General features: G+C 67.9%; 13 protein-coding genes. 9 read left to right on the top strand and 4 right to left on the bottom strand.

Annotated elements, in window-relative coordinates; all coding sequences use genetic code 11:
• The first annotated feature begins 108 nt into the window (after positions 1-108).
• Positions 109-1230: a CDP-alcohol phosphatidyltransferase family protein gene (locus IEX50_RS06915; protein WP_157175039.1), complete on the top strand. Its 1122-nt coding sequence runs from the start codon at positions 109-111 to the stop codon at positions 1228-1230.
• Position 1231: 1 nt separating this feature from the next.
• On the opposite strand, the gene IEX50_RS06920 is transcribed toward IEX50_RS06915, so the two are convergent.
• Positions 1232-2395: a hypothetical protein gene (locus IEX50_RS06920; protein WP_157175038.1), complete on the bottom strand. Its 1164-nt coding sequence runs from the start codon at positions 2393-2395 to the stop codon at positions 1232-1234.
• Between the two features lie 3 nt (positions 2396-2398).
• Entirely contained in the window at positions 2399-3106 is a 708-nt protein-coding gene (locus IEX50_RS06925; RefSeq protein ID WP_157175037.1) for a phosphocholine cytidylyltransferase family protein, read from the bottom strand.
• Between the two features lie 49 nt (positions 3107-3155).
• Between IEX50_RS06925 and IEX50_RS06930 the strand changes: the two genes are divergently transcribed.
• The 4 genes from IEX50_RS06930 to IEX50_RS06945 all read left to right on the top strand — a co-directional run bounded on the left by IEX50_RS06930 (position 3156) and on the right by IEX50_RS06945 (position 7151).
• Positions 3156-3977, top strand: coding sequence for a nucleotidyltransferase family protein (locus IEX50_RS06930; protein ID WP_229673709.1), 822 nt, complete (start codon positions 3156-3158; stop codon positions 3975-3977).
• 95 nt (positions 3978-4072) lie between these two features.
• Entirely contained in the window at positions 4073-5218 is a 1146-nt protein-coding gene (locus tag IEX50_RS06935; protein ID WP_157175035.1) for an acyl-CoA dehydrogenase family protein, read from the top strand.
• Positions 5219-5303: 85 nt separating this feature from the next.
• The gene (locus IEX50_RS06940) at positions 5304-6353 is read left to right on the top strand and encodes an enoyl-CoA hydratase/isomerase family protein (RefSeq protein ID WP_184075042.1); all 1050 of its coding nucleotides are present in this window, start codon (positions 5304-5306) and stop codon (positions 6351-6353) included.
• Positions 6354-6374: 21 nt separating this feature from the next.
• Positions 6375-7151, top strand: coding sequence for an enoyl-CoA hydratase-related protein (locus tag IEX50_RS06945; protein ID WP_157175033.1), 777 nt, complete (start codon positions 6375-6377; stop codon positions 7149-7151).
• 260 nt (positions 7152-7411) lie between these two features.
• Here the strand turns inward: IEX50_RS06945 and IEX50_RS06950 are convergent, their stop codons facing one another.
• Both IEX50_RS06950 and purF read right to left on the bottom strand, forming a co-directional pair.
• On the bottom strand, positions 7412-8125 hold the full coding sequence (locus tag IEX50_RS06950; RefSeq protein WP_157175032.1) for an SDR family NAD(P)-dependent oxidoreductase: 714 nt from the start codon (positions 8123-8125) through the stop codon (positions 7412-7414).
• A 99-nt stretch (positions 8126-8224) separates the two neighbouring features.
• Complete coding sequence (gene purF / locus IEX50_RS06955) at positions 8225-9700, bottom strand: amidophosphoribosyltransferase (protein WP_157175031.1); 1476 nt, start codon at positions 9698-9700, stop codon at positions 8225-8227.
• Between the two features lie 106 nt (positions 9701-9806).
• Between purF and hisI the strand changes: the two genes are divergently transcribed.
• The 4 genes from hisI to IEX50_RS06975 all read left to right on the top strand — a co-directional run bounded on the left by hisI (position 9807) and on the right by IEX50_RS06975 (position 13218).
• Positions 9807-10166: a phosphoribosyl-AMP cyclohydrolase gene (hisI, locus tag IEX50_RS06960; protein ID WP_157175030.1), complete on the top strand. Its 360-nt coding sequence runs from the start codon at positions 9807-9809 to the stop codon at positions 10164-10166.
• A 266-nt stretch (positions 10167-10432) separates the two neighbouring features.
• Positions 10433-10852 (top strand): MerR family transcriptional regulator, encoded by a 420-nt coding sequence (locus tag IEX50_RS06965; RefSeq protein ID WP_157175029.1) that lies wholly within the window; start codon positions 10433-10435, stop codon positions 10850-10852.
• A gap of 54 nt (positions 10853-10906) precedes the next feature.
• Positions 10907-12700, top strand: coding sequence for an acyl-CoA dehydrogenase C-terminal domain-containing protein (locus IEX50_RS06970; RefSeq protein WP_157175028.1), 1794 nt, complete (start codon positions 10907-10909; stop codon positions 12698-12700).
• Complete coding sequence (locus IEX50_RS06975; protein ID WP_157175027.1) at positions 12700-13218, top strand: hypothetical protein; 519 nt, start codon at positions 12700-12702, stop codon at positions 13216-13218. Before IEX50_RS06970 ends, IEX50_RS06975 begins: the two co-directional genes overlap by 1 nt.
• The last annotated feature ends 5 nt before the right edge of the window (positions 13219-13223 follow it).

Raw genomic sequence — 13223 nt, forward strand, 5'->3', positions numbered from 1 at the left:
GGCCTCCGCCGGGGAACGATGGGCGGCGAGCAGTAAGCAGCTTCGCGACGTGGCCGATCGCCCCGCCAAGAATTTGCGGATCGCGCCGTGTGTCCTATGGGGGGCGGCATGTCCGATATGCGCGCCACCGACCGTCCGACCGTCCAGATGGTCGGCCACAATCCCGTCCTGCTCTGGGGCATGGATACAGCCGAACGCACGCGCCGCATCGCCGTCGCCGCAAAGCTTCCGTTCGGTGAGGCACCCGGCCACCGCCCAAGCCTCCTCGTCAACGCCGGCTACGCCTTCGACCCGGCCTGGCTCCGCACGCTCGCCGCCAAGCCGAACCACGTCCTGACCGTCGCCGGCAAACCCGTCATCGCCCACGTCACCGATCAAGCCAGCACGGCCGCAGAGGATATCGCCGCCGGCCGCATCCCCGCCGGCCTCACCGTCATGGCCCACGAACAGGGCGGCGCGATGGTCAACGACGAGCTCCGCAAGCGCGAACTGCCCTTCGCCACCCCGCTCACTCCGGCTAGCGTCGCCGCGGTCGAACGCGCCAGCTATGTCGGCGCGTACAAGGGCGTGACCGACGCACTCACCAAATATCTCTGGCCCGAATGGGCGCTGTTCCTGACGCGCCGTTGCGCCGCGGCGGGCATCACGCCCAACATGGTGTCCACCTTCGGCGCGATCCTGTGCATCATCACGACAATCCTGTTCGCCTACGGCCACTACTGGCCGGCGCTCGCGATCGGGCTGTTCTTCATGGTGCTCGACACCGTCGACGGAAAACTCGCGCGCTGCACCATCACCTCGTCCAAGTGGGGCCACCTGCTCGATCACGGCGTCGATCTGATCCACCCGCCCTTCTGGTACGTCGCCTGGGGCCTCGGCCTCTACGCCTGGGGGCTGGAACTCAGCCCGCCGGTGTTCACCGCGGTCATGGCGGTCATCATCGGCGGCTACGTCGCGCAGCGTTTGATCGAGGGTGCGTTCATCGCGCTGTTCGGCATGCACATCCATGTCTGGCGCAAGATCGACAGCGACTTCCGGCTCATCACCGCGCGCCGCAACCCGAACTTCGTGATCCTCGCCGGCTTCCTGGCGGTCGGCCGCCCCGATCTCAGCATCGTCGCGGTCGCCTGGTGGACCGCGATCTCGCTGGTCGTCCATTTGTCGCAGATGGCGCAGGCAGCGGTCTTCAAGCTGCGCGGCCAGCCGATCCGCTCCTGGCTCGACGCCTGACCTAGGACGGCGTCGCGACCAGCCCCGCCCGCGGCACCCGGCACCGTCGGTCCACCACCGCCGCGATCGCGCGCGCACCGTTCAGCGGCGCCCCCGGCCCACACTCGCCCAGCGCCGCGGCTGCCAGATCGGTCTGGAACGCGCGATACTCGCCGTGCCGCGCCCCCGCGTCGGCGATCGCACCGGACAGATCGCCCAGCGACTCCACCACCGCGCCGCAGCCCCAATAATTCCCGCTCCCGCTCGCATCCCAGCTCAGCCCCGGCGGACGCAGCAGCACGCAGGGCCGCGGCCGCGCGATATATTCCAGGATCTGGCTCGACGTATCGCCCAGATACAGGTCGGCCGCGGCGGTATAGCTGCCGTCCACCGTCGCGAAGCTGCCCGTATCGACATGGACATGGTCCGCGCGGCCCGCCGCCTCGATCAGCGCCTTCGCCTCCGGCACCCGCTCGAACATCCGCTGGTGCGGTGCCAGGATGACGTTCCACTCGCGCTGCACGGTCAGCATCGCGACGATCGCCGGCCCCCACGCCGGCCAGGACGACCGGTGCCCCTGCCAGTGCGGTGCATAGAGCAGCACCGGCCGGTCGTCACCGAACAGCGCGCGCGCCGGCCGCCCGCCGACGAAGCTGCACTTGGCATAGCCGGTCACCACGATCCGCTCCGCCGCTACGCCCTGCGCCCTATGCTGCGGGATATCGAGCGCGCTCGGGATCAGGATGCGGTGCGCATGCGACAGTCGCGCCCGACTGCAATTCAGCGGCCCCGCGCCGTGCACCGTAAAGATGAACGGCGGCATGAACGGCACCATCTTCGGCAGCCACAGGCTGGTCTGCTCCGCGCACAGCACCACCTTCGTCCACGCGAGATAGCCCGCCAGCCGCGCCAACATCGGGATCTTCGGCGGCAACGGCACGACCTGCCCCGGTGCGAAGGCGGTAATGTGGACGAATCCCGGCGCACGGCGGATCCGCAAACCGCCATGATGCGGCTGCAACCACGACATCACCAGCGCCTCGTGCATCGACGTGCTGACCCACAGGTCGATCGTCAGGTCCGGCCGGTGGCGCGCCAGCGCATCGACGATCGGCCACAGATGCGGAATCAATAACGGCTCGCCCAGCCACAGGACGGCGACATCGGTGATGCGCGTGCGGCCCATGGCTCAGCCTGCCCAGTTCGCGATATCTTCGGGCCGGTCGATCTCCACCCAGCCGCCACCGGGCAGCACCACCGCCTGCACCGGCCCCGCCTGCGCCAGTTCGTGGACGATGCGGTGGTGGAAGCTCTGGATCCCGTCCGGCTCGCTGATCACCGCGTCCAGCATCCGGCGATAGCGCCCGTCGTCGCCGCGCCCCACCACGATACCCAGCGACCGGAACGGCGCGTCGGCCGGGTCCAGCGTCTTGCCCACCGCGCGCACCATGCCGCCCGTCACCGCCACGCGCATGTCGTCGATCTCCGGTTGCGGCGCGGGCTCGACGAACAGCGCGATGCCCGGTTCCACCTGCGCCAGCCCCTCGCGGATCAGCGCGGGGCGGTACACCGTATCGCCGTTCACGATCGCGAAGTCGCCGTGCAACAGGTCGCGCGCCGTCCACACGCTGCCGATGCTGCTCGACACCGCCCAGAACGGATTGAACCGCATGTCCGCCGCGGCGGTCCCGCCCGCCAGATGCGCCGTTATCCGGTCGGACAGATAGCCGCCGACCACCGTCGTCCGCGCCACGCCCGCGGCCGCCAGCGCATCGATCTGGTGATCCAGAATCGCCCGCCCGCCGACCGGAATCAGGCATTTCGGCCGATCCTGCGTCAGCGGCAGCAGGCGCGAACCCCTGCCCGCGCTCAGGATCACCGCATTTTGGACAAACATCAGGACCATCCGGTTCCGGTATCGGAACGACCTGTTAGACGGAGACATTGTGGCGAAAAACGGGATGACCGGCGGGAATGCCCCGGAAGCGCGCTGGACCGCACTGGTGCTTGCCGGACAACGCCCCGGAATCGACCCGCTGGCGGACGCGTTCGGGGCGGAATGGAAAGCGCTGATCCCGGTCGGCGGCTTACCCATGCTCGACCGCGTCCTGCGCACCCTGCTCGCCTGCCCCGAGATCGACCGGATCGTCGTCGCAGGACAAGCCCCCGATGCGCTCGCGCAGGGCTGGCGCGCCGCCGAACCGCGCCTCTCCTTCACGCAAAGCCAGGGCGGCATCTCGCGCAGCATCGCCGCGGTCGCCGGCACCCCCACCGCACCGTGGCCCGTGCTGGTCACTACCGCGGACCATCCGCTGCTGACCCCCGATATGGTCGCCGCCTTCCTCACCGGCGCGGGCGAGGCCGACGTCGCGGTCGGCATGGTCGAGCGCCGCACGATGCTCGCCGCCTATCCCGACGCGAAACGCACTTGGCTCCACTTCCGCGGCGGCGCTTATAGCGGTGCCAACCTCTTCGCGCTCCGCACCCCGCGCGCGCAACCCGCCCTAGCGCTCTGGGCGCAGGCCGAACAGGACCGCAAACGCGCGCTCAAGCTTTTCTGGCATTTCGGCCCGCTGCTCGCCCTGCGCGCCGTCACCCGCACCATCTCCGGCCCCAACGCGCTCCGCACTGCCGGCCGCCGCCTCGGCCTCGACGCCCGCCTCGTCGCCCTGCCGCAGGCCGAAGCCGCGATCGACGTCGACAAACCCGCCGACCACACGCTGGCCGAACGCATCCTGGCCGCCCACCAGGCTGACGCCCGGACTTGACGAAGCTGGGACATTTCGCGCTTTGCTTTAGTTTCATATGCAACGACAATGGTTGCCGACCTTCGCCGCCAAACCAAAAAAGCCATAGGCCAGAGATGACCCAATTCGACCTCACCGACGATCAGCGCGAGATCCAGGAGCTGGCGCGCCGCTTCACCGCCGACGCGATCACCCCGCACGCGGCGGAGTGGGACGAACACCACATCTTCCCGCGCGACACGATCAAGGCCGCCGCGGACCTCGGCTTCGGCGCGATCTACGTGTCGGAAGAATCCGGCGGCATCGGCCTCGGCCGGATGGAGGCGGCGCTGATCATGGAGGCGATGGCTTACGGCTGCCCCTCCACCTCCGCGTTCATCTCGATCCACAACATGGCCGCCTGGATGATCGACAGCTATGGCTCGCCCGATCTCAAGGCCCGCTACCTCCCCTCGATGGTCACGTGTGACCGGATCGGCAGCTATTGCCTGACCGAGCCCGGCTCCGGCTCCGATGCCGCCGCACTCAAGACCCGCGCGGTCCGCGACGGCGACCATTATGTCGTGACGGGCTCGAAGGCGTTCATCTCCGGCGGCGGCCAGAACGAGATCTACGTCACGATGGTCCGCACTGGGGAGGAGGGCGCCAAGGGCATCTCCGCACTCGTGATCGAACGCGACATGCCGGGCGTCAGCTTCGGCGCGAACGAGAAGAAGCTCGGCTGGCACTCGCAACCCACCGCGCAGGTCAATTTCGACGCCGTCCGCGTGCCCGTCGCCAACCTCGTCGGGGTGGAGGGCCAGGGCTTCCGCATCGCGATGTCCGGCCTCGACGGCGGCCGGCTCAACATCGGCGCCTGCTCGCTCGGCGGCGCGCAACGCTGTCTCGACGAAGCGATCGGCTACACGCGCGACCGTCGCCAGTTCGGCAAGGCGATCGTCGAGTTCCAGAACACCCAGTTCGTGCTGGCCGACATGGAAACCGACCTCCAGGCTGCGCGCATGCTGCTCTACGCCGCCGCCGGCAAGGTCTCCGCCAAGTCGCCCGACGCGACCAAGTTCGCCGCCATGGCCAAGCGCCTCTCCACAGACACTGGCTCCTCGGTCGTCGACCGCGCACTCCAGATGTTCGGCGGCTACGGCTATCTCCAGGACTATCCGATCGAACGCTTCTGGCGCGACCTGCGCGTCCACCGCATCCTCGAAGGCACCAACGAAATCATGCGCAGCATCGTCGCCCGCGAGATGCTGCGCGAAGCCTGATCCGTTCCCCGGCGCAGGCCGGGGCCTGGACGCAACAGTTGCATCTGGACCCCGGCCTGCGCCGGGGTACAAGCCGGGGATGACCATGACCGACACCATCATCGCCGCGCCCGAAGGCCGCATTGCCCGCCTGCGGCTCAACCGCCCCAAACCGATCCACGCGCTCGATCAGGCGATGTGCACCGCGATGATCGCGGCGCTGACCGACTGGCGCGAACATCCCGAGATCGAGGCGGTGCTGATCGACCATGCCGACGGCCGCGGCTTCTGCGCCGGCGGCGACGTGCGCGGCATCGCATCGAGCGCGGCGGGCGACGGCCAGGCCGCCCGCGATTTCTTCCGCACCGAATATCAGCTCAACCACCTGCTCTTTACCTACGCCAAGCCGACCGTCGCGTTCATGGACGGCATCGTCATGGGCGGCGGCGTCGGCATCGCGCTGCCCACCCGCTACCGGATCGCCACCGAACGCACCGTGCTGGCGATGCCGGAGACCACGATCGGCCTGTTTCCCGACGTCGGCGGCGGCTGGTACCTGTCGCGCCTGCCCGGCCGCATCGGTCATTATCTCGCACTCACCGGCGCGCGGGTCGACGGCGCGGAGGCCTGCACACTGGGCCTCGCCACCCACTATATCCCGTCCGATGCGCTCGACGGCGTAAAGGCCGCGATCGCCGCCGATCCGCAGGCGATCGAAACGATCCTCGACGCCGCTGCCGTGACGCCCCCGCCCGCCGCGATCCTCGACCGCCAGCCGGAGATCGACCGGCTGTTCGCCTCCGACGATTATGAGGAGGTCCTGACCGCGCTCGAGGCAGACCCCGGCGAGTGGGCCGCCGCCCAACGCGCGCTACTCGCGACAAAGTCCCCGCTCAGCTGCAAGGTCTCGCTCCGCCTGCTCGCCGACGGCTCCGGCATGCAGAGCTTCGCCGACGAGATGCGCATGGAATATGCCGTCGCCGTCCACATCTGCCAGCGCCCCGACTTCGCCGAGGGCGTCCGCGCGCTCCTGATCGACAAGGACAACGCCCCCCGCTGGGACCCCGCGACGCCCGAGGCGGTCACCGACCACATGCTCGACACCATCTTCGCCCCGCTCCCCGCGGCCGAGGAATGGGAACCGGTCCGGCTGTAACCTCGTCCAAAGGAGATCCGAATGTCCGACTACAAAACGCTCCTGATCGAACGCCACGACGCGGTAACGCTGGTCCGGCTCAACCGCCCGCAGGCGCTGAACGCGCTCAACACGCAGACCCTGACCGACCTGATCGCCGCGTTCGCCGTCTATGACGCCGACCCCGACCAGCGCTGCCTCGTCCTGACCGGCAGCGACAAGGCGTTCGCGGCCGGCGCGGACATCAAGGAAATGGAGGCGCAGGGCTTCGCCGAAATGTACGCCGCCAACTTCTTCGCCGGCTGGGAACAGGTCACCCGGACGCGCAAGCCCTGGATCGCCGCGGTCTCCGGCTTCGCGCTCGGCGGCGGGTGCGAGGTCGCGATGATGGCCGACTTCATCATCGCGGCGGACACCGCGAAGTTCGGCCAGCCCGAAATCAAGCTCGGCGTCACCCCCGGCATGGGCGGATCGCAGCGCCTCGCCCACGCGATCGGCAAGGCGAAGGCGATGGAAATGTGCCTGACCGGCCGCATGATGGGCGCCGACGAGGCCGAACGCGCCGGCCTCGTCGCCCGCGTCGTCCCCATGGCGGACCTGATCGCCGAAGCCCTCAAGACCGCCACTGTGATCGCCGCCATGGCCCCGCTGGCGACAATCGCGAACAAGGAAATGGTCAACGCCGCGTTCGACCTGCCGCTCGGCCAAGGCATCGCCTTCGAACGCCGCCTCTTCCACGCCCTCTTTGGCACGCAGGACCAGAAGGAAGGCATGGCCGCCTTCGTCGCGAAGCGCGTAGCGGAGTGGACGGGGCGGTAACGCAACGCGCAAGGCAGGCGTAACATAAAGCCCCCTCCCCTTCAGGGGAGGGGGTTGGGGGTGGGGCTACCTCTCCACCAGAGAAATCAGCCGAGGCGTGAGCTTAGCTCCGCTGTCAGCTTCACTCTAAACCTACCCCAAACCGTCATCCCGGACTTGCTCCGGGATCCCGCTCTTCAATCACGGCGGGACAAAGCGGGACCCCGGATCAAGTCCGGGGTGACGTGCCGCTGGTTCAGCGATCGTAATACCGGTGAGGGCTAAGCCCCAACCCGAACCCGAGCCCCATTCTCGAAATCATCCACCACCATCCGCGCGATCGCAGCCCCCACCACCGCTGGCGGCTTCAGCATCGCAGCATCCTCACCCGGAAACGCCCGCGCGCGCATCTTGGTCGCGGTGGCACCCGGATCGACGATCGCGCAGCGCAGCGAGCTGATCCCCACCATCTCGTCGGCGTAGGTCAGCACCAAGGTCTCCAGCGCGGCCTTGGTGGCGGCATAACCACCCCAATAAGCCCGCGGCCGCGTCGCCACCGACGACGTCAGCATCACCAGCCGCGCCCGGTCGCTCATCCGCAGCATCGGGTCGAACGCCGCGATCAGCGCCTGCTGCGCGGAGATGTTGAGCGTCAGCAGGTTCGCCAGCTCCTTCGGGTCGATCGCCGACACCGGCGTCAGCGTGCCGAGCGAGGCCGCGTTCAGCACCAGGATATCGAGCGCATCCCAGCGCCCGCCGATCGCCGACGCCAGCTTAGCGACGCCCCCGCTCTCGCCGATATCGAGCGGCGCGATCGTGGCGTTCCCACCCGCCGCGAAGATCCGCTCCTCGACCTCCTCCAGCCCGCCGGCGGTCCGTGCGGTCAGGATCACATGCGCCCCCGCGGCGGCCAGCGCCTCCGCCGTCGCCGCCCCGATCCCACGCGACGCACCGGTGACCAGCGCCAGTCGGTCCTGAAGGGGAAGATTGGTCATGCTTCTCACTCGCCTGCAAGTTTCGAAAGGCCGTCGGTCCCGTCATTCCGACAAAGGAAGCCGACGTCCGTCAGGATCACGATCGAGCGCGCTTCCTGATCAAGCCGGAACCCGCTCCGCCAGCAGCGACAGCTGGTCCGCCGGTGCGACATCCTCCTGGTCGGTCAACCGCGTCGGATAGTCCCCGGTAAAGCAGGCATCGCAATATTGCGGGCAGCTTTCCTTGCGCCCGCTCTCGCCGAGCGCCTTGTACATGCCGTCGACCGAGACGAACGCCAGGCTGTCCGCATCGATATGACGCGCCATCTCCTGCACCGTCATCTGCGCGGCGAGCAGCTTCGCGCGTTCCGGCGTATCCACGCCGTAGTAGCAGCTGTGCCGCGTCGGCGGCGACGCGATCCGCATATGCACCTCGGTCGCGCCTGCATCGCGCATCATTTGCACGATCTTGACCGACGTGGTGCCCCGCACGATCGAATCGTCGATCAGGATGATCCGCTTGCCCTTGATCAGCGCGCGGTTCGCATTGTGCTTCAGCTTCACGCCAAGGTGACGCACCTTGTCGCCCGGCTGGATGAACGTGCGGCCGACATAATGCGACCGGATGATCCCCAGCTCGAACGGAATGCCCGACTGCTGCGCATAGCCGATCGCCGCCGGTACGCCCGAATCGGGCACCGGGATCACGATGTCGGCCTCGACCGGATCCTCGATCGCCAGCTGCGCGCCGATCGCCTTGCGGACCGAGTAGACCGACGACCCGTCGACGATCGAATCGGGCCGGCTGAAATACACATGCTCGAACACGCAGGGCCGCGGCGGCACTTCGGCGAACGGCCGGATCGAGCGCAGCCCCTTGTCGGACACGATCACCAGCTCGCCCGGATCGATATGGCGGATGAACTCCGCCCCGCACACGTCGAGCGCGACGGTCTCTGACGCGAAGATATAGCTTTCGCCCAGCCGCCCCATCACCAGCGGCCGGATGCCGAGCGGATCGCGACAGATCAGCATCCCCTCCGGCGTCATGCAGACCAGCGAATAGGCGCCCTCGAGCTGCTTCAGCGCATCGATGAACCGGTCGAGCAGCGTGCGGTACGACGACATCGCGACCAGGTGGATGATCGTCTCGGTATCGCTCGTCGACTGGAAGATCGACCCGCGCCGGACCAGCTCGTTGCGCAGCTTTGCGGCGTTCGAGATATTGCCGTTGTGGCTGACCGCGAACCCGCCGCTGTAAAGCTCAGCGAACAGCGGCTGGACATTGCGCAGCGCGGTCTCGCCCGTCGTGGAATAGCGTACATGCCCGCAGGCGGCGTCGCCCGGCAGCGCGCGGATCACATCGTCGCGGTCGAAATTGCCGGCGACATGGCCCATCGCGCGGTGCGTATGGAACATCGTGCCGTCCCAGCTGGTGATGCCGGCGGCTTCCTGCCCGCGGTGCTGCAACGCGTGGAGACCGAGGGCGACCATCGCGGCGGCGGTCCCCTCGGCCCCCCATATGCCGAAGATGCCGCATTCCTCACGCAGCTTGTCTCCGTTCAGGTCGGAGTCGAATGGGTTCGTGATGATCATGGGGTGATCCGTGGTGGCGGCGGATGCCGGTCCCATAGGCCTGCTTGTCGGCCTTGTCGCCTATTTGTCATCGAACTTCTTAACGACCCGGCTTACGGTCGGGTTTATGACCATCGAAACCACCGACCGCGTGGCGCCGCGCTACGACGCGAACGGCCTCGTCACCGCCTTCGTCACCGATGCCACGACCGGCGAACCTCTGATGCTGGCCCACATGAACGCCGACGCGCTCGCCGCCACGATCGCCGGCGGCGAAGCGGTCTTCTGGTCCCGCTCCCGCGCCCGCCTGTGGCGCAAGGGCGAGGAGTCGGGGAACGTCCTCAAGGTCGTCGAAATCCGCATCGACTGCGACCAGGACGCCCTCTGGCTCCGCTGCGAACCGGCGGGACCGGCGTGTCACACGGGGGCGAGGACATGCTTCTACCGCAGGGTCGAAGGCGAAAAACTAGTGGTCGTCGAGGACTGACAAAAGCCCTCTCCCCCACGGGGAGAGGGTTGGGAGAGGGGGAGTGGCTTGCGGTAACCAAGCCCCAAGAAGAGCAGCAAGATTCGCAAAACGCTCAGCCACGCCGTCCCACAAACCACCCCAGGCAAGCCCCTCTCCCCAACCCTCTCCCCGGAGGGGAGAGGGAGACCCCAAACACCCCACGCCAAACACCTAGGACAATCCACCCTCCCCCTACGGAACCCTTTGACGTTGACGTGAACGTCACCCTGTCATAAAAGCGCCGCATGCCCCAGCATGCTGCGATCCACACCCCCGATGCCCATGACCGGGACAGCTTCACCATCTCCGACCTGTCGGAGGAGTTCGGTGTCACCGCGCGTGCGCTGCGCTTCTACGAAGACGAAGGGCTGATCGCGCCGCAGCGGATCGGCCTGACCCGCGTCTATTCGAAACGCGATCGCGCGCGCCTCGCCTGGATCCTGCGCGGCAAGCGCGTCGGGTTCAGCCTGTCCGACATCCGCGAGATGATCGATTTGTACGACATCGGCGACGGACGCGAGACGCAGCGCCACGTCACGCTCGACAAGTGCAACGCCCGGATGGAGCTGCTCCGGCGTCAGCGCGAGGATATCGACGCGGCGATCCTGGAACTCGAAAGTTTCGTGGCGGTCGTGGCCGCTGCCGACGAAGCCGCCCACAAATAGCCCCCGCCCCCCGACCGAACAGGCCGACCAACCAGATTGTCTTGGGAGAGACCGATGCCGACCTACACCGCGCCGGTGCGCGACACCCGCTACATCCTCGATGCGATCCTCGGTCTCGAACATTACGGCAACCTGCCCGGGTTCGAAAACGCCAGCGCCGACACCGTCGAAGCCGTCCTGACCGAAGGCGCGCGTTTCTGCGAGGAAGTGCTGTTCCCGCTGAACCAGTCGGGCGACCATGAAGGCTGCACCCGCCACCCGGACGGCAGCGTCACGACGCCGAAGGGCTTCAAGGAAGCCTATGCGCAGTTCGTCGAGGGCGGCTGGGCCACGCTCGGCGGCATCGAACGGTTCGGCGGACAGGGCCTGCCCCACGTCGTGTCGACCGCGTTCGAGGAGTATCTGATCTCCGCCAACATGGCGTTCGGCATGTATAACGGCCTCACCATGGGCGCGACCGCGGCGATCCTGGCCAAGGGTTCGGACGAGCAGCAGGCCACCTACGCGCCCAAGATGATCTCGGGCGAATGGGGCGGCACCATGAACCTGACGGAGCCGCATTGCGGCACCGATCTCGGCCTCATCCGCACCAAGGCGGCGCGCAACGACGACGGCAGCTTCGCGCTCACCGGCACGAAGATCTTCATCTCGTCCGGCGAACATGATCTGACGTCCAACATCATCCACCTCGTCCTCGCCAAGATCGAAGGCGCGCCGGACAATGTGAAGGGCATCTCGCTCTTCATCGTGCCCAAGTTCCTGCTCGATGCAGACGGCAACGCCGGCACCCGCAACGGCGTCGTCTGCGGCTCGATCGAGGAGAAGATGGGGATCCACGGCAACTCGACCTGCGTCATGAACTATGACGGCGCGACCGGCTATCTGGTGGGCGAGGAGAATAAGGGCCTCGCCGCGATGTTCATCATGATGAACGCCGCCCGCCTCGGCGTCGGGCTCCAGGGCCTGTCGATCGGCGAGGTCGCGTATCAGAACGCCGTCGCCTACGCGAAGGACCGCCGCCAGGGCCGCGCGCTCACCGGCCCAGCCGATCTCGACCAGAAGGCCGACACGCTGTTCGTCCACCCGGACGTCCGCCGCATGCTGATGGACGCCAAGTCCAAGCTCGAAGGCGCGCGCGCGCTATGTCTCTGGGGCGCGCTCCAGGTCGATCTGGCGCACCGCGCCGCGACCGAGGAAGAGCGCGTCGCCGCCAACGACCTTATCTCGCTGCTCACCCCCGTGATCAAGGGCTACGTCACCGATCTGGGGTACGAGATCGCGACGAACGCGCAGCAGGTCTACGGCGGCCACGGCTACATCCGCGAATGGGGGATGGAGCAATATGTCCGCGACGCCCGCATCGCGCAGATCTACGAAGGCACCAACGGCGTCCAGGCGATGGACCTCGTCGGCCGCAAGATCGGCCAGAATGGCGGCCGCGCGTTGATGGCGCTGGCCCAGGCGATCGGCGGCGACATCGCGGAGGCGAAGGCCGACCCCGCCACCGCCGACTATGCCGGCCGGCTGGAAAAGGCGGCGGGCGACCTGCAGACCGCGTCGATGTGGCTTATGCAGAACGGGATGGCCAACCCCAACAACGCCGGCGCCGCGGCCTATCCCTACATGACCATGATGGGCGTCGTGACGCTCGGTTGGATGTGGCTCAAGATGGTCCGCGCCTCCAGTGCGGCGATCGCGGCGGGCGAAGGCGATCGGACCTTCCACGAAGCGAAACTGGTCACCGCACGCTTCTATGCGGAGCGCGTGCTGCCTGATACGGGGAGCCTGCGTCGCAAGATCGAAGGCGGCGCGGACGCGATCATGGCGTTGCCGGTGGAGGCTTTCTGATGTTTGCAGTGGTGACCGGCCTGATGCTCATGCTCCAACCGGTCACCGCTGCGCCCGCTTCGCCGCCGGCTCCGGCCGCGACTCCCGCCTTCTCCGCCGGCGCGGCCGCCACGCGCGACCTGACCCGGATCGTTGCCGCCTCCGGCCTCCCCGCACTCGCCGGCGATGCGTTCCGCTTCACCGACATCGCGCCCGGCGGCACCGTCGCGACCATCTTCGACGCGCGCCGCACGGGCACCGAGTCGCAACGCACGATCGTCACACTGTCGTTCCGCGACGGCGCCTGGACGCCGGACACACGCGAGGCGAAGCGGCTCGCGCCAGAAACCTTCGATTACATGTCCGGCCGCATCGCGACCGCCATCACCACCGGCGGCCCTGCGACCCCCTGCCCCGACGGCTCCGACTATCTCAGCGAGCGCGCTACCGCCGGCACCGTCCGCGCCCTCCCCGGCTGCGGCACCGACCACCCCAATCTGGCGCTCGCTCGCCTGTTCGGCGTCCGCGAGACTCCGTAAGCAAA

The sequence above is a fragment of the Sphingomonas prati genome (assembly GCF_014643515.1).
Taxonomy (GTDB): domain Bacteria; phylum Pseudomonadota; class Alphaproteobacteria; order Sphingomonadales; family Sphingomonadaceae; genus Sphingomonas_R; species Sphingomonas_R prati.